Genomic DNA, 24,971 nt, shown 5'->3' on the forward strand with positions numbered 1-24,971 from the left:
CACGGCAGCCCCAATCGCCACACGAGCGATCACAGGTTACGGCCGCGCGACACGCCGGTCATCCAAATGCGACGAATTACAACGATGTAATGCTATGTGCGGGGCTCACGGACCCGGATCAGGCCCTCCTGCGCGACGGTCGCGACCAGGTCGCCGGACCGCGAGAAGACGCGGGCGAGCGCGAGTCCGCGAGCGCCACCGGCGAACGGGGAGAACTGGTCGTAGAGCCACCAGTCGTCGGCACGGAACGGACGGTGGAACCAGATCGTGTGGTCCAGCGACGCCGGCTGCAGGCGCGGCGAGGCGATGGTCATGCCGTGCGGGACCAGCGCGGCGCCGAGCAGCGTGAGGTCGCTGGCGTAGGTGAACGCCGCCTGCTGGACGGTCGGGTCGTCGGCGAGCGTCCCGTCGACCCTGATCCAGAGCCGGGCGCGGGCCGTGTGCTCGGTGTCGTCGTCGATGCCCTGGCCGGTGATGCCGACGTGGCGCACGTCGAGGGCGGCCCACTCCCGCTCCCAGTCCTGGGCGGTCTCGGGGCCCTGGGCGCGGGCGAGCTCGATCAGCGGCAGTCCGTGCTCGGGCGCGGGCACCTCGGGCATCCGGTCCTGGTGCTCCAGCCCCGGCTCGGGGACCTGAAAGTTCGCGGTCATGTAGTAGATCGGTCGGCCGTGCTGGCGCGCCGAGACGCGGCGAGTGATGAAGGACCGGCCGTCGCGGATGCGCTCCACGTCGTAGACGATCGGCACGGTGGTGTCGCCGGGCCGCAGGAAGTACGAGTGCAGCGAGTGCAGGACGAAGTCGCCGTCCACGCTGCGGGTGGCTGCGACCACGGCCTGCGCGGCGACCTGTCCGCCGAAGACCCGCTGACGCGTCGTGCGCGCCTGCGAGCCGCGGAAGAGGTCGACCTCGAGCGGCTCGAGGTCGAGCAGGCCGGCCAGCTCGGCAGCACTCCCCGCCATCAGCGCTCCTCCCAGCCCGGGTCGGTGTCGTTGTCCTTCGAGGGGTCCCTCGACTGGTCGTCGAGGTCGGCGAGGAAGGCCTCGAAGGCGCTGCCGATCTCGTCGCCGGTCGGCAGCGGACCGTCGCCGGCCAGGAGCGAGGAGCCGCTGGCCTCGGCCTCGCGGAAGGAGTCGTACTGCTGCTCCAGCCCGCGGACGACCTCGCCGACCTCGTCGTGCGTGGAGAGGTAGCGGTCGACCTCGGTCTCGGTGATCTCGGCCGCCTCGCGCAGCTCCCCGAGGTCGACGGTGAGCCGCCCCCCGATCTCGAGGTGCTCCAGCAGCACCAGGGCCGCCTGCGGGTACTCCATCTGCGCCAGGTAGTGCGGGATGTGCGCGACGAAGCCGAGCGCGTCGAGGCCCCACTCCCCCAGCCGGACCTCCAGGAGCGCCTGGGCGCTGGCGGGGACGCGCAGCTCGCCCTGCCAGGGGCTCTTGCCCGGCACCAGGTCCGGGCGGTTGGCGTGGGGGGTGATCGCGATCGGACGCGTGTGCGGCACGGCCATCGGCACCGCCCCCAGGCTCACCGTCCGGGAGACCCCGAAGTGGTCGACGACCTCGCGCACCGCACGCGCGAAGGCCTCCCAGCGGATGTCCGGCTCCGGGCCGGCGAGCAGCAGGAACGGCGTACCACCCGTGTCGCGCAGGGCGCGGACCACCAGTCGCGGCGCCTCGTAGTCGGCGTAGTGGTCGCGCACGAACGAGAGCGGGGGCCGGCGCGCGCGGTAGTCGTGCAGCGAGTCCACGTCGAAGGTGGCCACGACCTTGCCCCCGTCGGAGAGCCCCGCGAGGTGGGTCGCCGCGAGCTCCGCGGACTTGCCGGCGTCGAGGAACCCGGTGAGCACGACGACCAGGGTCAGGTCGCCGGCGTCGGCGAGCACCTCGGCGTCGTCCACGATGTGCACGAGTCGGTCGGCCATGCGCCCCACCCTAGTGACCCGCGCGGAGTGACCTGACACACACCCGTCTTCGTGGGCAGCCGTTGTTACCCGAAGGTAACGTGAGCGCACCCGTCCCCTCCGACCCTGGGAGCAGCCCGTGTCCCGTCCTCAGCGTGAGGTCGTCTTCGTCGACGGCGTGCGCACCCCGTTCGGCAAGGCCAAGGGCCAGTACGCCGAGACGCGCGCCGACGACCTCGTCATCAAGTGCATCCGCGAGCTGATGCGCCGCAACCCCTCCCTGCCGCCCGAGCGCGTCGACGAGGTCGCGGTCGCCGCCACCACCCAGATCGGCGACCAGGGCCTGACCATCGGGCGCACCGCCGCGCTGCTCTCCGGCCTGCCGCAGAGCGTCCCGGGCTACTCGATCGACCGCATGTGCGCCGGCGCGATGACCGCCGTCACCACCACCGCCTCCGGCATCGCCTTCGGTGCCTACGACGTGGCGATCGCCGGCGGCGTCGAGCACATGGGCCGCCACCCGATGGGCGAGGGCGTCGACCCCAACCCGCGCATCCTGTCCGAGCGGATCGTCGACCCCGACGCCCTCGTGATGGGCAAGACCGCGGAGAACCTGCACGACCGCTACCCCACCATCACGCGCGAGCGCGTGGACGCGTACGCCGTGCGCAGCCAGCAGAAGACGAAGGCCGCCTACGACGCGGGCCGGATCCAGCCCGACCTCGTCCCGGTCGCCACCCGCTCGGCCGACGCCGGCTGGGGCCTGGCCACCGTCGACGAGCCGATGCGTCCGGAGACCACGCTGGAGTCGCTCGCGGGTCTCAAGACCCCCTTCCGCTCCTCCGGCAACGTCACGGCGGGCAACGCCGCCGGCCTCAACGACGGTGCCACCGCCGCGCTGCTGGCCGACGAGGCGACCGCACGCGAGCTGGGCCTGCCCGTGAAGATGCGCCTGGTGACCTACGCCTTCGTCGGCGTCGCGCCCGAGGTGATGGGCGCCGGCCCCATCCCCGCGACCCAGAAGGCGCTCGACCTCGCCGGCCTGACCATCGACGACATCGACGCGTTCGAGGTCAACGAGGCGTTCGCCGTCCAGGTGCTGGCCTTCCTCGAGCACTTCGGCATCGCCGACGACGACGCCCGCGTGAACCCCTACGGCGGCGCGATCGCCGTGGGCCACCCGCTCGCCTCGTCCGGCGTCCGCCTGATGACCCAGCTGGCGCGCCAGTTCGAGGAGCGCCCCGAGGCCCGCTACGGGCTCACCACCATGTGCATCGGCATCGGGATGGGCGGCACCGTGATCTGGGAGAACCCGCACTGGACCGGCGCCGGCTCGGACGAGGGAGAGATCAAGTGAGCACCGACATCTTCGAGCGCGCCCGCGCGATCGTCTCCGACGCCGAGCGCGTGACGCAGGCGCACCTGCGCACGGTCGCGCTGCCCGGCGCGACCTTCGGGCTGATCACCCTCGACAACGGCGAGGACCACACCAAGCCCAACACGTTCGGCCCCGCCTCGCTGCTCGCGCTCGACACGGCGATCGACGCGGCTCTCGCCGACGACGCGATCGACGCGATCGCGGTGACCGGCAAGCCGTTCATCCTGGCGGCCGGTGCGGACCTGACCGCCATCCAGGGCGGCGGCCCCGACGCCGTACGGACCGTCGCCGAGCTCGGTCACGCGGTCTTCCGCAAGCTGCAGGACGGCGGCAAGCCGTCGTTCGGCCTGATCAACGGGCTCGCGCTCGGCGGCGGTCTGGAAGTGGCCCTGCACTGCACCTACCGCACGGTCATGGACTCCGCTCCCGCGCTCGGCCTGCCGGAGGTCATGCTCGGGCTCGTCCCGGGCTGGGGCGGCGCGTGGCTGGTGCCCAACCTCGTCGGCGCCGACACAGCGGTCACGCTGATCCTGGAGAACCCGCTCAACCAGGGCCGGACGCTCACCGGCACGGCGGCACACGAGCTCGGCCTCGCCGACGCGGTGTTCAGCGGGGCCGACTTCCTCGAGCAGTCGCTGCTGTGGGCTGCGTCGGTGGTCCGTGGCGAGGTCGTCGTCGAACGTCCCGAGGTGGACCGCGGCGAGGCGTGGGACGCGGCGATCGAGCGGGCACGGGCGATCGTCGCCGCGAAGACCGGCGGCGGCTCCCCGGCGGCGGCGAAAGCCGTCGAGCTCATCGCGGCGGCCCGCGACATCGATCGCGACGCCGGCTTCGCGGCCGAGGACGACGCGCTCGAGGCGCTGTCGCAGACCCCCGAGCTGCTCGCCTCGCTCTACGCGTTCGACCTCGTGCAGAAGCGGGCGAAGCGCCCCGCCGGCGCCCCCGACCGGTCCCTCGCCCGGCCGGTCACCAAGGTCGGCATCGTGGGTGCCGGCCTCATGGCCAGCCAGCTGGCGCTGCTCCTCGTACGTCGCCTCGAGGTGCCGGTCGTGCTCACCGACCTCGACCAGCAGCGCGCCGACAAGGGCGTCGCCTACGTGCACGCCGAGATCGACAAGCTCCTCGCGAAGGGCCGGATCAACCAGGACAAGGCCAATCGCCACAAGGCGCTGGTGTCGGGCGAGACCGACAAGCAGGTCGCCTTCGGCGACGCGGACTTCGTGATCGAGGCCGTGTTCGAGGAGATGGCGGTCAAGAAGAGCGTCTTCGCCGACGTCGAGAAGGTCGTCTCCGCCGAGTGCGTGCTTGCGACGAACACCTCGTCGCTGTCGATCACCGAGATGGCCGCCGACCTCGAGCACCCCGAGCGGGTCGTGGGCTTCCACTTCTTCAACCCCGTCGCGGTCATGCCGCTGCTGGAGATCGTCAAGGGCGAGGCCACCGACGACGCGACGCTCGCCACGGCGTTCGCCACCGGCAAGGCGCTGAAGAAGACGACCATCCTCGTCAAGGACAGCCCGTCGTTCATCGTGAACCGGCTCCTGGGCCGGTTCATGAGCGAGGTCGGCCGGATCGTCGACGAGGGCACGCCGGTCGAGGTCGCCGACGGCGCCTTCGCCGGCATCGCCCCCATGCCGCCGTTCGTGCTGCTGTCGCTCGTCGGCCCGGCCATCGCACTGCACAACAACGAGACGCTGGCCGCGGCCTTCCCCGACCGCTTCCACGTCTCCCCCGCGCTCGAGCGGATCGTGGCGGCGCGCAAGACGGCGTACTACGGCCCCGACGGCCGGCTCGACCCCGAGGTCGAGGCGCTGCTCGAGAAGCCGGGCTCGCCGGTGGTCCTCACCGCCGACGAGGTCCGCGAGAGGACTCTCGCCGGCCTGGCCGAGGAGGCCCGGCTGATGCTCGACGAGGGCGTCGTCGCGGCCCCGCAGGACATCGACCTGGCGATGATCACCGGCGCGGGCTTCTCGTTCTGGAACGGCGGGCTGACGTTCATGCTCGACGTCACCGGCATCGCGGAGAAGGCGACTGGGCGCCGCTTCCACTGAGGCTCGCCCGCGGGCGGTGCGTGAGGCAGGTTCCCGAGCCGCAGAACCTGCACCACGCACCGCCCCACACCCGCACGCCCCGGCAGCGGTGCGTGAGGCAGGTTTCCGAGCCGCAGAACCTGCACCACGCACCGCCCGACGTCCGCACGCCCGCGCAGCGGTGCGTGAGACACGTTTCCGAGCCGCAAAACCTGCACCACGCACCGCCCCACACCCGCACGCCGGCGCAGCGGTGCGTGAGACACGTTTCCGAGCCGCAAAACCTGCACCACGCACCGCCCCACACCCGCACGCCCCGGCAGCGGTGCGTGAGACATCTTCCCGAGCCCTAGAACCTGCACCACGCACCGCCCCAGCGGGGGCCGCAGCCGGGGGCCGCAGCCGGGGGCCGCGGCGCGGCCCGCGTCGGCCGTACGACGATCAGGCGCCGGGGTCCGCGGGCACGTCGACGGGCCGGGTGCCGGCGAGCTCACCGCGACCGAGGCGGCTGTGCGAGCGGCCGTAGAGGACGTACACGGCCAGGCCGATCGCCATCCAGACCAGGAACCGCACCCAGGTCTCGCCGGTCAGGTTGAGCATCAGGTAGAAGCACAGGAGCACCGAGAGCGTCGCGACGACGGACACCGCCGGGGTGCGGAACGCGCGGGGCAGCTCGGGACGGGTGCGCCGCAGCACGACGACGCCGATCGAGACGAGGACGAAGGCGAACAGCGTCCCGATCGAGACGAGGTGGCCGAGCGTCTCGAAGTCGACGAAGCCGGACAGCAGGGCGACGCCGATGCCGGTGATGGCGGTGATGCGGTAGGGCGTGCCGAAGGTCGGGTGGACCTTGGCCAGCGACGTGGGCAGCAGCCCGTCGCGGGCCATCGCGAAGGCGACCCGGGTCTGGCCCATCATCAGGATGAGGACGACCACGGTGAGACCGATGGTGGCGCCCACCGCGATGACGTTGCCGATCCACTCGACGCCGACCGCGTCGAAGGCGGTCGCCAGGGGCGCGGCGTCGGCGGGGTCGATGTCGGTGTAGTTCTGCATGCCGGTCACCACGAAGCAGACGGCGACGTAGAGCACGGTCACGATCGCGAGCGACCCCAGGACGCCGATCGGGACGTCGCGCTGCGGGTTGCGGGTCTCCTCGGCGGTGGTCGCGACGACGTCGAAGCCGATGAAGGCGAAGAACACGATGGCGGCACCGGCGATCACGCCGGCGATCCCGAAGACGGCGGGCTCGAGGCCGAAGATCGAGGTGACGAGGGGCAGGGACCAAAAGCTGCCCTCGGCGTCGCCGGTGGGCTGGCTCGGCGGGACGAACGGCGTGTAGTTGGCCGCCTTGACGTAGCCGATGCCCATCACGATGACCAGCGCCACGACGCCCAGCTTGATGGCGACGACGACCTGGTTGACCCGGCTCGAGAGCTTGATGCCGCCGATCAGGACGGCCGCGACGAGCAGCGAGATGAGCACGGCCGGCAGGTTCACGATGCCGTCGCTGGCCGAGGCGAGCGACGCCGGCACCTCGAGCGGCGTGCCCTCCAGCACGTTCTGGAGGTAGCCGGAGAACCCGGCCGCGAGCGCCGAGGCGCCGACGGTGAACTCCAGCACCAGGTCCCAGCCGATGATCCACGCGATCAGCTCGCCGAAGGTGGCGTAGGAGAACGTGTACGCGCTGCCGGCGACCGGCACGGTGGAGGCGAACTCGGCGTAGCAGAGGGCGGCGAGGGCGCAGGCGAGGCCGGCGATGAGGAACGACACCGCGATCGCGGGACCGGCGTTGGTCGCCGCCACCTGGCCGGTGTAGACGAAGATGCCGGCGCCGATGATCACGCCGACGCCGAAGATGGTCAGGTCCAGCGCACCCAGGTTCTTCCTCAGGCGGTGCTCGGGGGCCTCGGTCTCGGCGATCGACTGCTCGACGGACTTGGTGCGGAAGACGCTCATCCCTGCAACCTAGGGCGCGGGCGTCCCCACCGTCGAGTCGGGTCGGTCCGGGCGCGGTCAGGCGGTGTGGTCGACCTGGACCAGCGTCGGGCCGCCGTCGAGGGCGGTGACGTCCTCCACGACGGCGCGGGCGATGGTCTGGGCGTCGAGGCCGATGCGGGCCAGGATGGCGTCGCGCTTGGCATGGTCGAGGAACTCCTGCGGGATGCCGTGCAGGCGGAAGGGCGTACGCACGTCGGCGTCGTTGAGCGCCTGCAGGAGCGCCGCCCCGCAGCCGCCGACGCGGCCGTTGTCCTCGACGCTCACCACGAGGCGGTGCTCGCGCGCGAGGTCGATCACGGCGGGGTCGACGGGCTTGACCCAGCGCGGGTCGACCACCGTGACGCCGATGCCCTGGTCGACCAGGCGGGACGCCACCTCGACGGCTGTGGTCGCCATCGAGCCGACCGCGACGATGAGCACGTCGCGCTCGCCCTCGCGGACCAGCACGTCGGCGCCGCCGACGCGGTCGACGGCCGGGACGTCGGCGGGCGGTGGGCCCTTCGGGAACCGCACGACCGTCGGGGCGTCGTCGACCTGCACGGCCTCCTCGAGCAGCTCGTGGAGGCGAGTCACGTCGCGCGGGGCCGCGAGCCGGAGGCCGGGCACGACCTGCAGGATCGACATGTCCCACATGCCGTTGTGGCTCGCGCCGTCGTCACCGGTGACACCCGAGCGGTCGAGGACGAAGGTGACGCCGCACCGGTGCAGGGCCACGTCCATCAGCACCTGGTCGAAGGCGCGGTTGAGGAAGGTGGCGTAGACCGCGAAGACAGGGTGCAGGCCGCCCATCGCGAGGCCCGCAGCGGAGGTGACGGCGTGCTGCTCGGCGATGCCGACGTCGAAGGTGCGCTCGGGGAACCTCTGGGCGAACACGTCGAGCCCGACCGGGTGCATCATCGCGGCGGTGATCGCGACGACGTCCTCGCGGCGACTGCCGAGGTCGACGATCGCCTCGGAGAAGTGGTCGGTCCAGATCTTGCCCTTCGGCTTCTCCGCACCGGTCTGGACGTCGAAGGGGCCGGGTGCGTGGAACTGGTCGGCCTCGTGCCGAAGCGCCGGGTCGTAGCCCTGGCCCTTGCGGGTGATGGCGTGGACGATCACGGGACCGTTGAAGCGCTTGGCGTTGGCGAGGGCCTGCTCCATGGCGGCGCGGTCGTGGCCGTCGACGGGTCCGACGTACTTCAGGCCGAGGTCCTCGAAGAGCCCCTGCGGTGCGAGCGCGTCCTTCATGCCCTTCTTGACCGCGTGCAGCGCGTCGTAGGCCGCGTGCCCGATGCCCGGGACGGCGTTGAGGCGCTTCTTGACCAGGTCGAGGACCTGCTCGTAGCGCGGGTTCGTGCGCAGCGAGGTGAGCGCCGTGGCCAGCCCGCCGATCGTCGGGGTGTAGGACCGCTCGTTGTCGTTGACCACGATGACCAGGCGGCTGCTCCTGGCGATGGCGATGTTGTTGAGCGCCTCCCACGCCATGCCGCCGGTCAGGGCGCCGTCGCCGATGACTGCGACGACGTGGCGGTCCTCGCCGCGGATGGCGTACGCCTTGGCGAGCCCGTCGGCGTACGACAGCGAGGTGGACGCGTGGGAGTTCTCGACGATGTCGTGCTCGGACTCGGCCCGGCTCGGGTAGCCGCTGACGCCGCCCTCCTTGCGCAGGGTCGCGAAGTCGGCGTGGCGCCCGGTGACGAGCTTGTGGACGTAGGACTGGTGCCCGGTGTCGAAGACCACGCGGTCGCGCGGGGAGTCGAAGACGCGGTGGATGGCCAGGGTCAGCTCCACGACGCCCAGGTTGGGGCCGAGGTGCCCGGAGTTGGTCGCGACCGTGCGGATCATGACGTCGCGGATCTCGGCGGCCAGCTCGTCCAGCTGCTCCGACGAGAGCGCCCGGAGGTCGCCCGGGGTCGCGATCGAGTCGAGGAGTGACATGTCGGCCGAGTCTATTTCATGCCAGGTCGTGGACGGCCACCGCCGGCTCGTGGAGGCTGCCCATCCAGACCCTCCCGTCGTGCTCGCGGACTCCCGTGACCATGTGGTAGCCCGGCCCCTGCTCCGGCGGGGCGAGGTCGAGGTCGTGGACCAGCCGGCCGTCGTCGGCGTACGCCTGCACGCGGATCGTCCGCGCCGGCCTGGGCTGCCACGACTCGGGGATCCGGGTGATCGCCCGGCGCAGGGCCATCGGGGCCCGCCCGAGCCGCTCCACCAGGCCGTTGACGGGACTCGCGACGCTCACCCAGATGAGGCCGTCGCTGCCGCGACTGATGTTGTCGGGGTAGCCCGGGAGGTCGGTGACGAGGTGGTCGCGCTCCCCCGCCCGCGGACCGGTGAGCCAGAGGCGCACGACGGTGCGGCCGCGGCACTCGGCCACGCACACGTAGGACTCGTCCGCGGACAGCGCGACGCCGTTCGCGAAGGCGAGCCCGTCGAGCGCCACCGTGACGGTGCCGACGGGGTCGCGGCGCAGGAGCCGGCCGGTGCGGGTGTTCCGGACGAAGTCGGCCCTCCACTCCTCGACGCCGTGGTGGAGGGAGGAGTCGCTGAACCAGATCGTGTCGTCGGCAGCGACCGCGGCGTTGTTGCAGAAGCGCATCGCGCGCCCCTCGACCCGGTCGACCAGCACCTCCACCGAGCCCGAGGTGCGCGAGACCCGCAGCAGCCCGCGGTGCGCGTCGCACACCAGGAGGTGCCCGCTCCCGAGGAGCTCGAGGCCGAGCGGCCGGCCGCCGGTGTCGGCCACACGACGGGTGCTGCCGGTGGACGGGTCGAGGGCCCAGATCGCCCCGTCCTCGGTGCCGGTGTGGACGAGGCCGTCGGGAGTGACGAGGACGTCCTCGGCCCCCATGGCCGGGACGGGGTGGACGGTGAGCGTCGGCGCGGAGGTCATGGCGCCATGCTGGCGTAGAGGTGGTTGTCGAGGCGGGCGGGTACGACGACGCAGCGGTGAACCGCCCGACCGTGGCCCGCCCTCACATCCGCACCCGGTAGCGACGTCCCCGCAGCGCCTCCTCGACGAGGCCGACCTCGCGGCGTACGCCGAGCAGGCGGGCGTCCTCGAGCTGGAAGGTCTGCACCGCGGCCCGGACGACGGCCTCGTCGGCGACGTCCTTCAGGTCGCCGCGGATCTCGCTGAGCCCCCGACGCGTGGCGAGCTGCTGGGCCTCGACGTGCAGGACGGCGAACCGCGCCAGCACGACGACGTGCCGGCGCAGGCCCGTGAACCGGCGGTAGTCGGGCGGGCACAGGTCGAGCAGCCAGCTGGCCGCCGTGGCCTCCCAGTCCGGTGCGTCGGGCGGACGGACCTGCCTCGGCCAGCCCGGCGGCGCCACCCCCCGGTGCCCCTCGGGCGGGGTCGGCCGCTGGCGCGGCTGCGGCGGTGGGAACACCGGCTCAGGATATCGAACACGTGTTCGATCCCGCCATCAGCCACCGAGGAAGGACCAGCGCACCTCTCGCTCGGCGTTGTCGATGTTGAGGTCGACCAGGCAGATGCTCTGCCAGGTGCCGAGCGCGAGCCGACCGTCGAGCACCGGCACCGTGGCGTGCGGAGGCACGATCGCCGGCATCACGTGCGACCGCCCGTGGCCCCGGGACCCGTGCCGGTGCCGCCACCGGTCGTCGGCCGGCAGCAGGTCTGCGAGCGCCGACAGCAGGTCGTCGTCGGAGCCGGACCCCGTCTCGATGATCGCGATGCCGGCCGTCGCGTGGGGGACGAAGACGTGGAGCAGGCCGTCACCCCGGCCGGCGGCCACCTCGGCGGCGTCGTCGGTCAGGTCGAGCACGACCTCCTCGCCGCCGGTGCGGTAGGAGCGGGTCTCGCTGTGCACCTCAGCCCTCCCGCAGCGCCTGCTCGATGCGCTCCACCTTCGCGGTGAGCTGGCCCTCGTAGCCCGGGCGGATGTCGGCCTTGAGCACCAGGCCCACGCGCGGCGACACCGCCGCGACGACGTCGACGGCCTGCTTCACGACCGCCATCACCTCGTCCCACTCCCCCTCGATGTTGGTGAACATCGCGTTGGTCTCGTGCGGGAGGCCCGACTCGCGCACGACCCGGACGGCCGCCGCGACGGCCTCGGTGACGGACCCGCTCGGGTCGCTGGACATGGGCGAGAGGGAGAAGGCGACGATCATGCCGACCACGCTAGCGGTGCGGCGCTCCCCCGCGCGCCGGCCCTTCCCGCTCGCGCTCCACGCGCAGCCGGTCAGGCGTTGGTGCCCTGCCCGGGCAGCTCCCCCTGGGGGTCCGGCGTGCCGCCGCGGCAGCTCACGCCGAGCTCGGGGGCGGTGTGCCCGTCGCCGTACTCCTCGAGGAACAACCCGAGGCGAGCGTCGTCCGCCCCGTCGAGCCGCAGCTGGGCGTCCCAGACCGTGACGACCACCGGCGAGGGCAGTCCGTCGCGGGGCGACATGATGCCGTTGTCGGGCAGCTGCTCGGCGAGCCGCTGCAGGTCGTCGGCCGGGAGGTCCGGGTCGTGGGTGATCCAGACCGAGCCGTGCTCGAGGTCGTGGACGGCGTTCTCGTCGCGGACGGGCTCGTCGTAGACGCCGCAGGCCAGCCACACCGGGTGGTGCGCGCCGCCCGCCGGTGGGTCCTGCGGGTAGGTGACGTCCCCGGTCGTGTGTGCGCGGTCGGTCACCTCCCACGTCTGGACCAGGCGCAGGTCGAGGGCGCGCCGGGCCTGCTCGTCACCGCGCAGGGCCCGGTCGACGAGCGGGGCCACGAGCGCCGCGCCCATCACGAGGGCGGCGGCCACGCCGGCGAGGAGGAGCGGCAGCCGACGGGGGCGCGCCTCGTCCACGGCGGCGGTCGCTCCCGCCGGCGGCGACTCGTCCTCGGGCAGCACCGGGTGCGCCATGTCAGGCCAGCGCCGCGCGCACGACGTCGGCGCGCGCCTCGAGCTCGTCCTGCGGGATGTCGGGGAGCATGTCCGCCCAGACCGGCAGGTTGGACCCCCGCAGCTCGAGGACGCCGAGGGGCCGCGCGAGGACGTTGACCGAGAGGTGGCCACCGCCGTTCTCCCACTTGCTCACCTGGACGTGGCCCACGCCCGGCAGGGCGCGCAGCGCGCGGTAGGTGCGGGCCACCAGCCGTCCGAGCTCGGCGTCGGCGTCGTCGTCGAGGTCGTCGAGCCGCTCGTGCGCGCGGGCGACGACGTTGGCCACGAACATCAGGCTGGTGCCGCCGGGGCGGATCACGGCGAGGCGCGAGCCGGTGTGCAGGACGAGGTCGTCACGAGCCAGCGCCCGGCAGGTGCCGCACTGGTCGGCCGGGCGCGAGCGGTCCGGCTCGGGGACGACCCGCTCGCCCAGCGGCTTCGGCGTCAGCCCGTCGCGCTCGAAGGGGAAGACCTCCCAGCCGGCCATGTCGCCGAGCGACGGGCGGCCGGCCGCGTCCAGCTGCTGCTGGACGCGGCCGCGCCACACCTCTGCGGGGTCGCTCACCCGCGCAGGAGGCTGCGCAGGACGTACTGCATGATCCCGCCGTTGCGGTAGTAGTTCGCCTCACCGGGGGTGTCGATGCGGACGGTGGCCTCGAACTCGCTGGCCTCGCCGTGGGCCTGGTCGGTGCCCGGGGCGGGCTCGACCTTGACCGTCACCGTCTTCGGCGTGGTGCCGTCGTTGAGCTCGGTGATGCCGCTGATCGAGATGACCTCGGCGCCGGTGAGGCCGAGGTCGTCGGCCGTCTTGCCCTCGGGGAACTGCAGCGGGATGACGCCCATGCCGATGAGGTTGGAGCGGTGGATGCGCTCGTACGACTCGGCGATGACGGCCTTCACCCCGAGCAGGGCCGTGCCCTTGGCCGCCCAGTCGCGCGAGGAGCCGGAGCCGTACTCCTTGCCCGCCAGCACGACCAGCGGGGTGCCGGCCTCCTGGTAGTTCTGGCTCGCCTCGAAGACGCTGGTGACCTCGCCGTCGCGGGTGAAGTCCTTGGTCACGCCGCCCTCGGTGCCCGGCGCGATCTGGTTGCGCAGGCGGATGTTGGCGAACGTGCCGCGGATCATGACCTCGTGGTTGCCGCGGCGCGAGCCGTAGGAGTTGAAGTCCCGCTGCTCGACGCCGTGCTCGGCGAGGTACCGGCCGGCCGGGCTGTCCTTCTTGATGGCACCGGCCGGGCTGATGTGGTCGGTGGTGACGGAGTCGCCGAGCTTGAGCAGGACCCGCGCACCGACGATGTCGGTGACCGGCTCGGGCTCGTCGGGCATCCCGTCGAAGTAGGGGGGCTTGCGGACGTAGGTCGACTCCGCGTCCCACTCGAACGTGTCGCCGGTCGGGGTGGGCAGCGACTGCCAGCGCTCGTCGCCCTTGAAGACGTCGTCGTAGGAGGAGCCGAACATGTCGGCGGTGATCGCCTCGGCGATGGTCGCCTCGACCTCCTGCGGGCTGGGCCAGATGTCGCGCAGGAAGACGTCGTTGCCCTCGGAGTCCTGGCCGAGCGGGTCCTCGAACAGGTCGACGTCCATCGAGCCGGCCAGCGCGTAGGCCACCACCAGCGGCGGCGACGCGAGGTAGTTCATCTTCACGTCGGGGTTGATCCGGCCCTCGAAGTTGCGGTTGCCCGAGAGCACCGACACCACGGCGAGGTCGGCCTCGTTGACCGCCGCCGAGACCTCGGGGATGAGCGGGCCCGAGTTGCCGATGCAGGTCGTGCAGCCGTAGCCGACGAGGTTGAACCCGAGCTTGTCGAGGTACGGCGTGAGGCCGGCGCGGTCGTAGTAGTCGGAGACCACCTTGGAGCCGGGGGCGAGCGACGTCTTGACCCACGGCTTGCGGGACAGGCCCCTCTCGACGGCGTTCTTGGCCAGCAGGGCCGCACCGATCATCACCGAGGGGTTGGAGGTGTTGGTGCAGGAGGTGATCGCGGCGATCACGACCGCGCCGTGGTCGATGTCGACCTCCTGGCCGTCGAGCGAGACCGTCGTCGGCTTGCGGGGCCGGTCGTCGGCCGCAGCGACGGCGTGGTCCTGCCAGTGGTCGGGCGAGCCGTTGCCGTTGCCGCCTCCGCCGCTGCCGTTGGAGGCGGGCGAGTCGCTGGAGGGGAAGGACTCCGCCGAGGCCTCGTCGACCTTCGACGCGACGCCCGCGGGCTGCTCCTGCTGGGGCACACCGGGCTTGCGGTCCTCCCCGCCGGTCAGGTCGTCGCTGACGTAGTCGGCCAGCGCGGTGCGGAAGGCCGCCTTGGCGGTCGAGACCTCGACGCGGTCCTGCGGGCGCTTCGGGCCGGCGAGCGACGGGACGACGGTCGAGACGTCGAGCTCGAGCTGCTCGCTGTAGCGCGGCTCGGCGCTCGGGTCGTGCCAGAGGCCCTGCTCCTTGGCGTACGCCTCGACGAGCGCGAGCTGCTCGTCGGTGCGGCCGGTCATGCGCAGGTAGTCGATCGTCTGGTCGTCGATGGGGAAGACGGCGATGGTGGAGCCGAACTCCGGGCTCATGTTGCCGATGGTGGCGCGGTTGGCCAGCGGCAGGGCCGAGACGCCCTCGCCGTAGAACTCGACGAACTTGCCGACCACGCCGTGCTCGCGGAGCATCTCGGTGATGGTGAGCACGAGGTCGGTGGCCGTCGAGCCCTCGGGCAGCTCGCCGGAGAGCTTGAAGCCGACCACGCGCGGGATGAGCATCGAGACCGGCTGGCCGAGCATCGCGGCCTCGGCCTCGATGCCGCCGACGCCCCAGCCGACCACGCCGATGCCGTTGACCATCGTGGTGTGGGAGTCGGTGCCGACGCAGGTGTCGGGGTAGGCGACCCCGTCGCGGACCATGACCACGCGGGCGAGGTGCTCGATGTTGACCTGGTGGACGATGCCGGTGCCCGGCGGGACCACCTTGAAGTCGTCGAAGGCGCCCTGGCCCCAGCGCAGGAACTGGTAGCGCTCGCGGTTGCGCTCGTACTCGATCTCGACGTTGCGCTCGAAGGCGTCCGCGGAGCCGAACACGTCGGCGATCACGGAGTGGTCGATGACCATCTCGGCGGGCGCGAGCGGGTTGATCTTCGTCGGGTCGCCCCCCAGGTCGGCCATGGCCTCGCGCATCGTCGCGAGGTCGACCACGCACGGCACGCCGGTGAAGTCCTGCATGATCACGCGTGCCGGCGTGAATTGGATCTCCTGGTCGGGCTGCGCGCTGGCGTCCCAGCCGGCGATGGCCTTGATGTGGTCGGCGGTGATGTCGGCGCCGTCCTCGGTGCGGAGCAGGTTCTCCAGGAGCACCTTCAGCGAGAAGGGCAGGCTCTCGACGTCGAGGCCCTCGCCCTTGACCGCGTCGAGCCGGTAGATCTCGTAGGACTGTCCGTCCACGTCCAGGGTGCCCTTGGCACCGAAGCTGTCCTGACTGGCCATCAGCCACATCTCCTCGGGAGTTCGCGGGTTCACGTCCATCTTGCCGCCGGAGGCAGAACGACGGGAAGGCAGGTGACCCTTAGTTCGAAGCGTCGCAGTATCTTGACGTCAAGATATCACACCGAGCCGCGGCGACGGGCGGTAGCGTCGCGGCCGTGCCGAGCCTCCTCCACCTCAACGGGCCGTCGGGCGTCGGCAAGTCCACCCTGGCCCGCGCGCACGCCGCGGCGCACCCCGGCACGCTCCTGTGCGACATCGACGAGCTGCGCTCGTGGGTGTCGGGCTGGGAGGACGACTTCGTGGGCACCGGCGAGGCCGTGCGCAGCTCGGCCCTCGCGCTGCTCACCGCCTACCTGCGGACCGGGCGCGACGTGGTGCTCCCCCAGCTCATCGTGACGCCCGCGCAGGTCGAGCGGTTCGAGGCGGCCGCCGCCGAGGCCGGAGCGGCGTACGTCGGCGTGGTGCTCGACGTCGCCCCGGACGTGCTGCTCGACCGGCTCCGCTCACGTGCCGTCACGCCGGTCACCGCGGTCGTCTCGCGCATCATCGAGCAGCGCGGCGGCGACGAGCTGGTGCTGGCCGGCAGGCGGCAGCTCCTCGGCCTCGCCGACGAGCGCGGCTGGCCGGTCGTCGACGCCGCCGACCGCGCCCGGGCGCTCGCGGAGCTCTGGGGCCTCGTGCGTGCCGCGGCCCGACCGCCCCGCCAGGTCACGTGATCCCGGCCGTCCGGTCCAGGTGCTGGAGCAGGTCGTGGGCCGCGAGCTCGACGTCCTTGTGCCGCCACTCCGAGGCTCGGTAGACGCAGGCGATCAGGCCGCTGCGGTGCACTCGACGGAGGTCGCCGTAGACGAAGGCGTGGCGCGCCTTCGTCTGCTCCTTCGCGTCCTCCGTGAGCCCGAGGAACCAGCGGCCGTAGCCCTGCCACCCGTGCCGCTCGAGGTAGGCGTTCTCGGACTCTGCGCCCGGCTGCACCGCGCCCCAGTCGCTGTCCAGGACGTACTGCCGGGCGTCGATGAGCCGGCGGGCGTGCGCGACGGCCTCCGGGTTGACGGCGTAGCGAGCCATGCCGTCACCCTCGCGGACTACCTGGTGCGTGACAACAGCGCCACGCACTCGACGTGGTGCGTCATGGGGAAGAGGTCGAAGGCCCGCACGGCGGTCAGCTCGTAGCCGTGCTCGGCGAAGATGGCCACGTCGCGGCCGAGCGCGGCGGGGTCGCAGGCGACGTACGCGACGGCCCGGGGGCGGCGGTCGACGACCTGCTCCACCACGACCCGCTTGGCGCCCTCACGGGGCGGGTCGAGCACCACGAGGTCGAACGGCTCGTCGAGGGCCGAGCGCAGCACCCGGTCCGTGGGGCCGCACTCCACCGCCGCCGGCCGCAGCGGCGACAGGTTCGCGCGGGCGTGCCGGCAGGCGGTGCGATCGGCCTCGACCGCCACCACCCGGGCCCCGGTGGCCTCCCCGACGAAGCGGGCGAACAGTCCCACGCCGGCGTAGAGGTCGAGCGACCGCTCGCCGGGCTGTGGGTCGAGGAGGTCGAGCACCGCCTCCACCAGCACGCGCGGCGCCTCGGGGTGGATCTGCCAGAAGCCGTCCGCCGCGACGGAGAAGGGGTGCGTGCTGCCGGCCGCGGTGACCTCGCGCACCACCGTGTCCTCCGAGGCGCGCGGCACGCCCGCCTCGACCACCGGGTCCGGCAGCCGGGAGGGCGGGCGGGCACCCTCCGCCGCGATGGGGCAGTCGGCCAGCGGCACGAGGTCGTGGGAGCGGTGGGCGCGCATCGCCGGACGACCGTCGGGCATGGCGGCGTACCGCTGGCGGGTGCGCCAGCGCAGGCCGTCGTCGTCCCGGCCGGGGACCGGGACGGCCTCGACGCGCAGGCCCGACACGAGCGGGGAGTCGGCGTCGAGCCCGCCCAGGCGCACCAGCTGCTCGCGGACGACCGCGGTCTTGAGCTCCCGCTGCGCCGGCACGGCCACGTGCTGGAGGTCGCAGCCGCCGCAGAGGCCCGGCCCCGCGACGGGGCACGGCGCGACCACGCGGTCCGGGGACGGGGTCAGGACCTCCACGGCGTCCCCGCGCCAGAAGCGGTCGCCGTCGGTGCCCTCGGTGACCTCGACGACCACCCGCTCGCCCGGCAGCGTGTGACGCACGAACACCACCCGTCGCTCCGGCTCGGGCAGTCGGGCGACGCAGTGCCCGCCGTGGGCCACCGGACCGACCTCGACCTCGAAGCGCTCCCCCACCCGCGAGCGACCGCGGGCGCGACGGGGCCGGTTGGCACGGCTCACGCGCCGTCGCCCCTCTCGGAGCCGCCCCGGGAGTCGACCCGCCCGCGCCGCAGGTCGCCGGCGTGCACGCGGACGTCGTCGCGCAGCTCGCGCTCCTGCGCCGCCTGCGAGGACCGCAGCTGGTAGGGCACGGAGATGACCATCACGCCCGGGGTGAACAGCAGCCGGCCCTTGAGCCGCAGCGCCGTCTGGTTGTGGAGCAGCTGCTCCCACCAGTGGCCGACCACGTACTCGGGGATGTAGACCGCGACGACGCCGCGCGGGCTGGCCCGTCGGATCTCCTGGGTGTACTCCACGATCGGGCGGACGACCTCCCGGTAGGGCGAGTGCAGCACCTTGAGCGGGATGTCGAGGTGCCGCTCGTCCCACTCCTCGAGCAGGCGGCTGGTGGCCTTGGGGTCGATGCTGACGTAGATCGCCTCCAGCACGTTGGGCCGGGTGGCGCGGGCGAAGGCGAGCGCGCGCAGGGTCGGCTTGTGCAGCCTGGCGGCCAGCACGATCGCGTGCACGCGGGTCGGCATCACCTTGTCCTGCTCGTCGGCGGCCAGCTCGAGCTCGACGCGCGCGTAGTGGCGGCCGATCGCCTGCATGACGAGGAAGAAGAAGCCCATCGCCAGGATCGTGATCCAGGCGCCGGCGAGGAACTTGGTGATGAGCACGATGACCAGCACGACCGCGGTCATGCCCAGTCCGAAGGTGTTGATGGCCCGCGACCGCATCATCCGGCGGCGCGCCGCCGGGTCGCGCTCGGTCCGCAGGTGCCGCGTCCAGTGGCGGATCATGCCGAGCTGGCTGAGGTTGAACGAGACGAACACCCCGACGATGTAGAGCTGGATCAGCTTGGTCGTCTCGGCGTCGAAGACCCAGATCAGCAGGATCGACATCGCCGCCAGGAACACGATGCCGTTGCTGTAGGCCAGCCGGTCGCCGCGCGAGCCGAGCGAGCGCGGCGCGAGACCGTCCTGCGCGAGGATCGAGCCCAGCACGGGGAAGCCGTTGAAGGCGGTGTTGGCGGCGAGCACCAGGATCACGCCGGTCACCGTCACGACGAAGTAGAAGCCCGGCGAGAAGTGGTCGAAGACGCCCGCCGCGATCTGCGCGATCACCGGGTGCTGCTCGTAGCCGTCGGGCAGCGCGCCGCCCGCGGCGGTGCGGAGCCGATCGAGCTCGTGGGGGTCGACGTAGCGGATCGCCATCTGCTTGGCGAGCACGATGACGCTCATCATCATCGTGATGGCGATCAGGCCCAGGAGGAGCAGCGTGGTGGCCGCGTTGCGGCTCTTCGGCCTGCGGAAGGCCGGCACCCCGTTGCTGATCGCCTCGACGCCGGTCAGCGCCGCGCATCCGGACGAGAAGGCGCGGGCGAGCAGGAACATGAGGCCGACCTGCGTCAGCGGCTCCTCCCAGCCCGGCTGGGGCATGATCTCGAGGTGCGCGCTCTCCGCCTCGGGCAGGTCCCCGGCGAGCAGGCGCAGCAGGCCGTAGGCGCACATGCCGAGGATCGCGACCATGAAGAGGTAGGTCGGCACCGCGAAGAAGGCGCCGGACTCACGCACGCCGCGGAGGTTCATCGCGGTCAGCAGCGCGACGGCCACGACGCCGACGGTGGCCTCGTGCCCGATCAGCGGCGGGATCGCGCCGGCGGCGTACTGCGCGGCCGAGGAGATCGACACCGCGACGGTGAGGACGTAGTCGACGAGCAGCGCGCTGGCCACCGTGACGCCGGCGTTGCGGCCCAGGTTCACCGTGGCCACCTCGTAGTCACCGCCGCCCGACGGGTACGCGTGCACGGTCTGCCGGTAGCTGGCCACGACGGTGAGCATCACGACGGCGACGGCGAGGCCGATCTTCCACGACCAGACGTACGTCGACGCGCCGGCGACCGCCAGCATGATGAAGACCTCGTCGGGTGCGTAGGCCACCGAGGAGAGGGCGTCGCTGGCGAACACCGGCAGGGCGATGCGCTTGGGCAGCAGGGTCTCCCCGAGCTGGCTGCTCCGGAGCTTGCGGCCCAGCAGGATGCGCTTGGACACGTCGCCGACACTCACGGGCGGCAAGCCTAGACCCGGAGCGGTCGCCGTCCCCGCTGGGATACGGTTCCGGAGTGCACGTCGTGATCATGGGTTGTGGCCGCGTCGGATCGACGCTCGCCCGCAGCCTCGAGGACCGCAACCACACCGTGTCGATCATCGACAGCGAGCCCGACTCGTTCCGGCGGCTCGGTCCGGAGTTCAACGGCGACAAGATCACCGGGTACGGCTTCGACCAGCAGGTGCTGGAGAAGGCGGGCATCCGCCGCGCCGACGCCTTCGCGGCCGTGTCCAGCGGCGACAACTCCAACATCATCGCCGCGCGCGTGGCCCGCGAGACCTTCGGTCTCCAGCAGGTCGTCGCCCGCATCTACGACCCCGGCCGGGCCGAGGTCTACCAGCGCCTCGGCATCACCACCGTCGCGACCGTGAAGTGGACCGCCGACCAGGTGCTGCGGCGGATCCTGCCGGCCGGCGCCGAGCCGGACTTCCGCGACCCGTCCGGCACGATCCGCGTCGACCACGTGCCGATCCCGGAGGCCTGGATCGGCAACCGGACCGTCGAGTTCCAGATGCAGTCCCGCAGCCGGATCGCGTGGATCGACCGCCTCGGCGAGGGCATGCTCCCCACCCGGGAGACCGTGCTGCAGGAGGGCGACATGCTGCACCTCGTGATCCGCGAGGAGAACGCCGCCCACGCCTACGCCGTGCTCGAGTCCGGCCCCGACGACGACTGAACGCCCCGACGCCCCGACACCCGACAGCCCAGACCTCAGCCCAGACCTCAGCCCAGACCTCAGCCAGGAGCACTGCACACATGCGCGTCGCCATCGCCGGAGCCGGAGCCGTGGGTCGATCGATCGCCCGGGAGCTGATCGAGAACGGCCACCGGGTGCTGCTCATCGACAAGAGCCCGTCCGCGATCCGGCCCGAGCGCGTCCCCGACGCCGAGTGGCTGCTCGCCGACTCCTGCGAGCTGTCCTCGCTGGCGGAGGCGCAGCTCGGCACGTGCGACGTGGTCATCGCGGCCACCGGTGACGACAAGGTCAACCTGGTGACCTCGCTGCTGGCGAAGACCGAGTTCGGCGTGCCCCGCACGGTCGGCCGGGTGAACCACCCCAACAACGAGTGGCTCTTCACCGAGGCGTGGGGCGTCGACGTGAACGTCTCCACCCCGCGTATCATGTCCGCGCTCGTGGAGGAGGCCGTGTCCATCGGCGACCTCGTCCGGCTCTTCACGTTCCGCCAGGGCAACGCCAACCTCGTGGAGCTCACGCTCTCGGCCGACTCGCCCTACGTCGGTACGCCGGCCGGGCTGGTGCCGTTCCCGGAGAACTGCGCCCTGGTCACGATCCTGCGCGACGGGCAGGTCTACACCCCCGAGGCCGAGCAGCCCCTCGAGTCCGGTGACGAGCTGCTCTTCGTGGTCCCGGCCGAGGTCGAGGCCGAGCTCGAGCACCTGCTCTCCCCCGGCCACCACCCGGGCTGACCCCGCGGACGCCGGCGGGCGGGGCCGCGGCCTGCGTCAGGCGGGCTTCGCGTCGGGACCGACCGGCGTGCGGCGGGTCAGCAGCCAGACCATCGCGCCCAGCGCCGCCAGCTGCAGCGGCCAGCCCAGCACGATCTTCAGCACGCCGAGGACGGCGACCGCCGCGTCCGGGTCCATCGAGCCCGAGCTGCCCGCCAGCCACACCGGCGCCTGGGCTGCGACCCTGAGGACGCACGGCGCGACCAGCAGCCAGGTCAGCCGGCTGCACAGCCGGACGACCTGCTTGTCGCGGTGCCAGGCGGTGGCGTCGCCGGTGATGCTGCCCACCATGAAGCCGACCAGCGGCCAGCCGACGAGGCAGGAGAACGCGAGCACGACGGCGTACCCGCCGTTGTAGAGGATCCCCGGGAGGAAGTAGGCCAGCGCCTGCTCCTGCTCCGAGCCGCCGGACGCCGCCGAGCGGTGCACGAAGAACCACCCGATGCCGATGCCGAAGAGGGCGTTGACGACGAACTGCACCGTCGACCGCTGCACCAGCCGCACCACGAGCAGCACCAGCGCGGCGCCGATGCTGACTCGCAGGGCGAGGTCGAGCTCGCGCATCGTCAGCCAGGTGAGGGTGAACAGGATCGTCGGCACCGCGGCCTCCGCCATGCCGCGGCGGCCCCCCAGCGCCTTGGAGAGCTGCTGGCGCACCGCCGCCTCGACGGTCTCGTGGGCGGTCTGGGCGGTCACGGGCGCAGCTCGTAGCGCGGGTTGAACATGATCGGCACGCCGCCCTGCCGGCCGATGCAGCCGGACACCGTGACGGAGCGGCCCGGGTCGACCCCCGAGATGCGTCGACGTCCGAGCCACACGACGGTGATGACCCCCGACCCGTCGTCGAGCTCGGCCTCCAGCGCCGGCACGCCGCCGCGGGGACGGAGGGTCACGGTGCGCAGGACGCCGTTGACGGTCACCGGCTCGCGCTCGGGGGCGTCGGCGATGGCCACCGCCTCGTCGGAGGCGTGCGTCTGCCTCAGGTCGCGCTGGTGCGCCTCGGAGGTGTCGGCCCACCGCGCGAGCGCCTGCCGCAGCCGGCTCTTCTCGGCCACGGGGGTCACCGGACCCGGCGGGCGTCGTCCGGGAGCCGGACGGGCAGCGGCTCGCCGACGGGCATGGCCTCGGCGCCCCGGCGCACGACCACCTGGGCGAGGGCGTCCTCCCAGTCCGCGGTCGCGTCGGGCTCGATCGCGGGCCGGCCGAGGAAGGACGCGCGCAGCATCCAGCGCTCGCCGTTGATGCCGATGATCCGCGAGGGCTGCGTGGCGGTGGTGCCGTCGGGACGGCGGACCGGCATCTGGCACACGAGCTCGGTGCCCCAGCGGCCCTCGCGCTCGGTGGCGTTCCCCCCGCGGCGCACCATGTCCTGCGCGATCTGGGGTCGGACCTCGGACCAGAGGTCGCCGTTGCGCGGGGCGGCGAACGCCTGGAACTCGCACGCGCCGTCGCTGCCGGCCAGCATGACCGCGCGGACCTGTCCGCTCTTCTCGTCGACCTGGAGCCGGAGCTCACGCCCAGCGAGGGCGGGGACGAGCAGGGAGCCCAGGTCGGCCCGGTCGACCCCGTCGCCCTCGACCTGCGAGGCGTCGAACGGACCCGAGCCCCGCGCTCCCCCGCCAGCCGTCCCTGAGGACGCGTCGGCGGCGCCGGCGGTCGTCTCGGCGGTCGCCCCGGACGTCGTCTCGGTGGTCGTCTCCGCGGTCGTCTCCGCGGCGGGCCCGGTCGCCTCCTTGCGGCGGAACTTCACGTCAGGACTCCTTCGATCAGGGCTCGTTCGGCTGCAGTCACCGGCTCACGGACGCGAACCGGTACCCGTAGAACCGTAGCCCCCGGCGCCCCGGACGGACTCCGGCAGCACCCCCACCTCGACGAAGCGGGCCCGCTCGAAGCGCTGGACCACGAGCTGGGCGATCCGGTCCCCGCGGGAGAGCGCCACCGCCTCGACCGGGTCGTGGTTGATCAGCAGCACCTTGATCTCGCCCCGGTAGCCGGCGTCGACCGTGCCCGGCGTGTTCACGATGGACAGGCCGTGGCGGGCGGCGAGGCCCGAGCGCGGGTGCACCAGCGCGACGTACCCGTCGGGGAGCGCGACCGACAGCCCGGTCGGCACGAGCGCCCGCTCGCCCGGGGCGAGGACCACGTCGACCGTCGTGTGGAGGTCCGCGCCGGCGTCGCCGGGGTGCGCGTAGGACGGCAGCGGCAGGCCGGGGTCGAGCCGCACCACGGCGATCTCGAGGTCGGCCGCGGGAGGGGTCGGGTCGTGGTCGGGCACGAGGAGGGAATCTATAGGCTCTGCGCCGTGGACTACGCCGAACGCCTCACCGTCCCGTTGCGCTGGTGGGCGCAGGGCACGATGCTCGTGGCATCCCTGTGGCTGGCGGTCCTCGTGGCGGTCCCGGAGTCCCAGGTCGTCGTCTGGGCGGTGACGGCGGCCGCGTTCGCGGCCCTGGTCACGTTCCTCGTCGGCTATGGCAACGTGCGGGTCGCCGTCGAGGGCGACACGTTCCACGCCGGCCGGGCCCACGTCCCGCTGCGGCACGTCGGGGAGGTGACCGCCCTCGACGCCGAGGCGGTACGCCGCCTCGCGGGCGTCGACGCGGACGCCCGGGCCCACCTCGTGCTGCGCCCCTACCTCAAGCGGGGCGTCCGCGTGGACATCGTCGACCCCACCGACCCGACGCCGTACTGGCTCGTCAGCTGCCGGCGCCCGGACGCCCTCGTCTCAGCCCTAGAGGCGACCCGAGCGCGCTGACGCGCTGGGTAGGGTTGCGGCCATGGCAGAGGACAGCTCGAAGGTCTGGACCATCTTCTCGCTGGCGAGCGCCCTCGGCGCCGCCTCGATCGCCCGCAAGGGGATCGACAAGGCCTGGAAGATGAGCACCGGCAAGAATCCCCCGGAGAACCCCGCCGACCCCGACGTCTCCGTCGGGGAGGCGGTGGCGTGGGCCGCCGTGACCGGCGCCCTGGTGGCGCTGGCGCGGATGTTCGCCCAGCGCCGGGCGGCGGGCTACTACACCCGCTCGACCGGTCACCGCCCGCCCGGCCTCCGCGCCGGCGACAAGGCCTAGCAGCCACACGCACGAGGCCCCGGCCCGTCCCGCGAGGGGACGGCCGGGGCCTCGTTGCTCGTGGTGGTGCGTCGTGCTCCGTCGTCTGCTGCCGGCGGCTCAGATGCAGTCGCGGCAGATGAGCTTCCTCTCGTCGGCGAGCTGCGAGCGGTGGTGCACCAGGAAGCAGCTCATGCAGGTGAACTCGTCGTCCTGGCGCGGCATCACCTCGACGGCGAGCTCCTCGTGCGAGAGGTCGGCGCCCGGCAGCTCGAAGGACTCGGCAGCCTCCGTCTCGTCCTCGTCGACCTTGCCGGAGTTCTTGTCGTGGCGCCGCGCCTTCAGCTCCTCGATGCTCTCCTCGCTCTGGTCCTCCTCGGACTTGCGCGGTGCGTCGTAGTCGGTGGCCATCAGTTCCCTCTCCCCATGCAGTGGCTCGTGC

The 24,971-nt window shown here is 72.6% G+C and carries 26 protein-coding genes; 7 read left to right on the plus strand and 19 right to left on the minus strand.

Features of this window, described 5'->3' with window-relative positions; all coding sequences use genetic code 11:
• Positions 1-92: 92 nt before the first annotated feature.
• Positions 93-959 (minus strand): acyl-CoA thioesterase, encoded by an 867-nt coding sequence (locus J3P38_RS11835; protein WP_210440994.1) that lies wholly within the window; start codon positions 957-959, stop codon positions 93-95.
• Positions 959-1,918, minus strand: coding sequence for a PAC2 family protein (locus J3P38_RS11840; protein WP_210503784.1), 960 nt, complete (start codon positions 1,916-1,918; stop codon positions 959-961). Before J3P38_RS11840 ends, J3P38_RS11835 begins: the two co-directional genes overlap by 1 nt.
• Before the next feature lie 118 nt (positions 1,919-2,036).
• Here J3P38_RS11840 and J3P38_RS11845 point away from each other — a divergent pair, with 118 nt between their 5' ends.
• Both J3P38_RS11845 and J3P38_RS11850 read left to right on the plus strand, forming a co-directional pair.
• Positions 2,037-3,254, plus strand: a complete 1,218-nt coding sequence (locus J3P38_RS11845) for a thiolase family protein (protein ID WP_210503785.1) — start codon at positions 2,037-2,039, stop codon at positions 3,252-3,254.
• Positions 3,251-5,326 (plus strand): 3-hydroxyacyl-CoA dehydrogenase NAD-binding domain-containing protein, encoded by a 2,076-nt coding sequence (locus tag J3P38_RS11850; protein ID WP_210503786.1) that lies wholly within the window; start codon positions 3,251-3,253, stop codon positions 5,324-5,326. Before J3P38_RS11845 ends, J3P38_RS11850 begins: the two co-directional genes overlap by 4 nt.
• 420 nt (positions 5,327-5,746) lie before the next feature.
• On the opposite strand, the gene J3P38_RS11855 is transcribed toward J3P38_RS11850, so the two are convergent.
• From J3P38_RS11855 to J3P38_RS11895, 9 genes are all read right to left on the minus strand, one after another.
• Positions 5,747-7,264, minus strand: a complete 1,518-nt coding sequence (locus J3P38_RS11855) for an amino acid permease (RefSeq protein ID WP_210503787.1) — start codon at positions 7,262-7,264, stop codon at positions 5,747-5,749.
• 57 nt (positions 7,265-7,321) lie between these two features.
• The gene (gene dxs, locus J3P38_RS11860) at positions 7,322-9,226 is read right to left on the minus strand and encodes a 1-deoxy-D-xylulose-5-phosphate synthase (protein ID WP_210503788.1); all 1,905 of its coding nucleotides are present in this window, start codon (positions 9,224-9,226) and stop codon (positions 7,322-7,324) included.
• 16 nt (positions 9,227-9,242) lie between these two features.
• Positions 9,243-10,181, minus strand: coding sequence for an SMP-30/gluconolactonase/LRE family protein (locus J3P38_RS11865; protein WP_210503789.1), 939 nt, complete (start codon positions 10,179-10,181; stop codon positions 9,243-9,245).
• A gap of 82 nt (positions 10,182-10,263) precedes the next feature.
• Positions 10,264-10,680 (minus strand): hypothetical protein, encoded by a 417-nt coding sequence (locus J3P38_RS11870; RefSeq protein WP_210441008.1) that lies wholly within the window; start codon positions 10,678-10,680, stop codon positions 10,264-10,266.
• 36 nt (positions 10,681-10,716) lie between these two features.
• The gene (locus J3P38_RS11875) at positions 10,717-11,121 is read right to left on the minus strand and encodes a secondary thiamine-phosphate synthase enzyme YjbQ (RefSeq protein ID WP_210503790.1); all 405 of its coding nucleotides are present in this window, start codon (positions 11,119-11,121) and stop codon (positions 10,717-10,719) included.
• A 1-nt stretch (position 11,122) separates the two neighbouring features.
• On the minus strand, positions 11,123-11,425 hold the full coding sequence (locus J3P38_RS11880; protein WP_210503791.1) for a thiamine-binding protein: 303 nt from the start codon (positions 11,423-11,425) through the stop codon (positions 11,123-11,125).
• Positions 11,426-11,496: 71 nt separating this feature from the next.
• Positions 11,497-12,150, minus strand: coding sequence for a DUF3105 domain-containing protein (locus tag J3P38_RS11885; RefSeq protein WP_210503792.1), 654 nt, complete (start codon positions 12,148-12,150; stop codon positions 11,497-11,499).
• A 1-nt stretch (position 12,151) separates the two neighbouring features.
• Complete coding sequence (locus J3P38_RS11890) at positions 12,152-12,736, minus strand: hypothetical protein (protein WP_210503793.1); 585 nt, start codon at positions 12,734-12,736, stop codon at positions 12,152-12,154.
• Complete coding sequence (locus J3P38_RS11895) at positions 12,733-15,627, minus strand: aconitate hydratase (RefSeq protein ID WP_210503794.1); 2,895 nt, start codon at positions 15,625-15,627, stop codon at positions 12,733-12,735. The genes J3P38_RS11890 and J3P38_RS11895 overlap by 4 nt, the downstream gene beginning before the upstream one ends.
• 155 nt (positions 15,628-15,782) lie before the next feature.
• Between J3P38_RS11895 and J3P38_RS11900 the strand changes: the two genes are divergently transcribed.
• Positions 15,783-16,343 carry an AAA family ATPase gene (locus tag J3P38_RS11900; RefSeq protein WP_210503795.1) on the plus strand — a complete coding sequence of 187 codons (561 nt, stop codon included), beginning with the start codon at positions 15,783-15,785 and terminating at the stop codon, positions 16,341-16,343.
• Here the strand turns inward: J3P38_RS11900 and J3P38_RS11905 are convergent.
• From J3P38_RS11905 to J3P38_RS11915, 3 genes are read right to left on the minus strand one after another with little or no spacing between them, the layout of a single operon-like run.
• Entirely contained in the window at positions 16,336-16,692 is a 357-nt protein-coding gene (locus tag J3P38_RS11905) for a hypothetical protein (protein WP_210503796.1), read from the minus strand. The genes J3P38_RS11900 and J3P38_RS11905 overlap by 8 nt on opposite strands.
• Before the next feature lie 17 nt (positions 16,693-16,709).
• Entirely contained in the window at positions 16,710-17,921 is a 1,212-nt protein-coding gene (locus tag J3P38_RS11910; RefSeq protein ID WP_210503797.1) for a class I SAM-dependent RNA methyltransferase, read from the minus strand.
• The gene (locus J3P38_RS11915) at positions 17,918-19,969 is read right to left on the minus strand and encodes an APC family permease (RefSeq protein WP_307807878.1); all 2,052 of its coding nucleotides are present in this window, start codon (positions 19,967-19,969) and stop codon (positions 17,918-17,920) included. Before J3P38_RS11915 ends, J3P38_RS11910 begins: the two co-directional genes overlap by 4 nt.
• A gap of 56 nt (positions 19,970-20,025) precedes the next feature.
• Here J3P38_RS11915 and J3P38_RS11920 point away from each other — a divergent pair, with 56 nt between their 5' ends.
• Both J3P38_RS11920 and J3P38_RS11925 read left to right on the plus strand, forming a co-directional pair.
• The gene (locus tag J3P38_RS11920) at positions 20,026-20,688 is read left to right on the plus strand and encodes a potassium channel family protein (protein WP_210441030.1); all 663 of its coding nucleotides are present in this window, start codon (positions 20,026-20,028) and stop codon (positions 20,686-20,688) included.
• A gap of 80 nt (positions 20,689-20,768) precedes the next feature.
• A complete protein-coding gene (locus tag J3P38_RS11925; RefSeq protein WP_210441032.1) occupies positions 20,769-21,440 on the plus strand; it encodes a potassium channel family protein in 672 nt (223 codons plus the stop codon).
• Between the two features lie 36 nt (positions 21,441-21,476).
• On the opposite strand, the gene J3P38_RS11930 is transcribed toward J3P38_RS11925, so the two are convergent.
• Genes J3P38_RS11930 through dut form a run of 4 tightly spaced genes read right to left on the minus strand, consistent with a single transcriptional unit; the run spans position 21,477 to position 23,754 of the window.
• Positions 21,477-22,175 carry a DUF3159 domain-containing protein gene (locus tag J3P38_RS11930; protein ID WP_307807879.1) on the minus strand — a complete coding sequence of 233 codons (699 nt, stop codon included), beginning with the start codon at positions 22,173-22,175 and terminating at the stop codon, positions 21,477-21,479.
• On the minus strand, positions 22,172-22,534 hold the full coding sequence (locus tag J3P38_RS11935; RefSeq protein ID WP_210441034.1) for an OB-fold nucleic acid binding domain-containing protein: 363 nt from the start codon (positions 22,532-22,534) through the stop codon (positions 22,172-22,174). The genes J3P38_RS11930 and J3P38_RS11935 overlap by 4 nt, the downstream gene beginning before the upstream one ends.
• 5 nt (positions 22,535-22,539) lie before the next feature.
• Positions 22,540-23,229: a DUF3710 domain-containing protein gene (locus J3P38_RS11940; RefSeq protein ID WP_210503798.1), complete on the minus strand. Its 690-nt coding sequence runs from the start codon at positions 23,227-23,229 to the stop codon at positions 22,540-22,542.
• 45 nt (positions 23,230-23,274) lie between these two features.
• Positions 23,275-23,754 (minus strand): dUTP diphosphatase, encoded by a 480-nt coding sequence (dut, locus tag J3P38_RS11945; RefSeq protein WP_210441038.1) that lies wholly within the window; start codon positions 23,752-23,754, stop codon positions 23,275-23,277.
• A gap of 27 nt (positions 23,755-23,781) precedes the next feature.
• Here dut and J3P38_RS11950 point away from each other — a divergent pair, with 27 nt between their 5' ends.
• Together J3P38_RS11950 and J3P38_RS11955 are read left to right on the plus strand one after the other, a co-directional pair.
• Entirely contained in the window at positions 23,782-24,234 is a 453-nt protein-coding gene (locus J3P38_RS11950) for a DUF3093 domain-containing protein (RefSeq protein ID WP_210441039.1), read from the plus strand.
• Between the two features lie 22 nt (positions 24,235-24,256).
• Positions 24,257-24,550 (plus strand): DUF4235 domain-containing protein, encoded by a 294-nt coding sequence (locus J3P38_RS11955; RefSeq protein WP_210441040.1) that lies wholly within the window; start codon positions 24,257-24,259, stop codon positions 24,548-24,550.
• Positions 24,551-24,649: 99 nt separating this feature from the next.
• Here J3P38_RS11955 and J3P38_RS11960 read toward each other — a convergent pair whose 3' ends face one another.
• Positions 24,650-24,940 (minus strand): DUF4193 domain-containing protein, encoded by a 291-nt coding sequence (locus J3P38_RS11960; protein ID WP_210503799.1) that lies wholly within the window; start codon positions 24,938-24,940, stop codon positions 24,650-24,652.
• Between the last annotated feature and the right edge of the window lie 31 nt (positions 24,941-24,971).

The organism is Nocardioides xinjiangensis, assembly GCF_017916455.1.
Classification (GTDB): domain Bacteria; phylum Actinomycetota; class Actinomycetes; order Propionibacteriales; family Nocardioidaceae; genus Nocardioides; species Nocardioides xinjiangensis.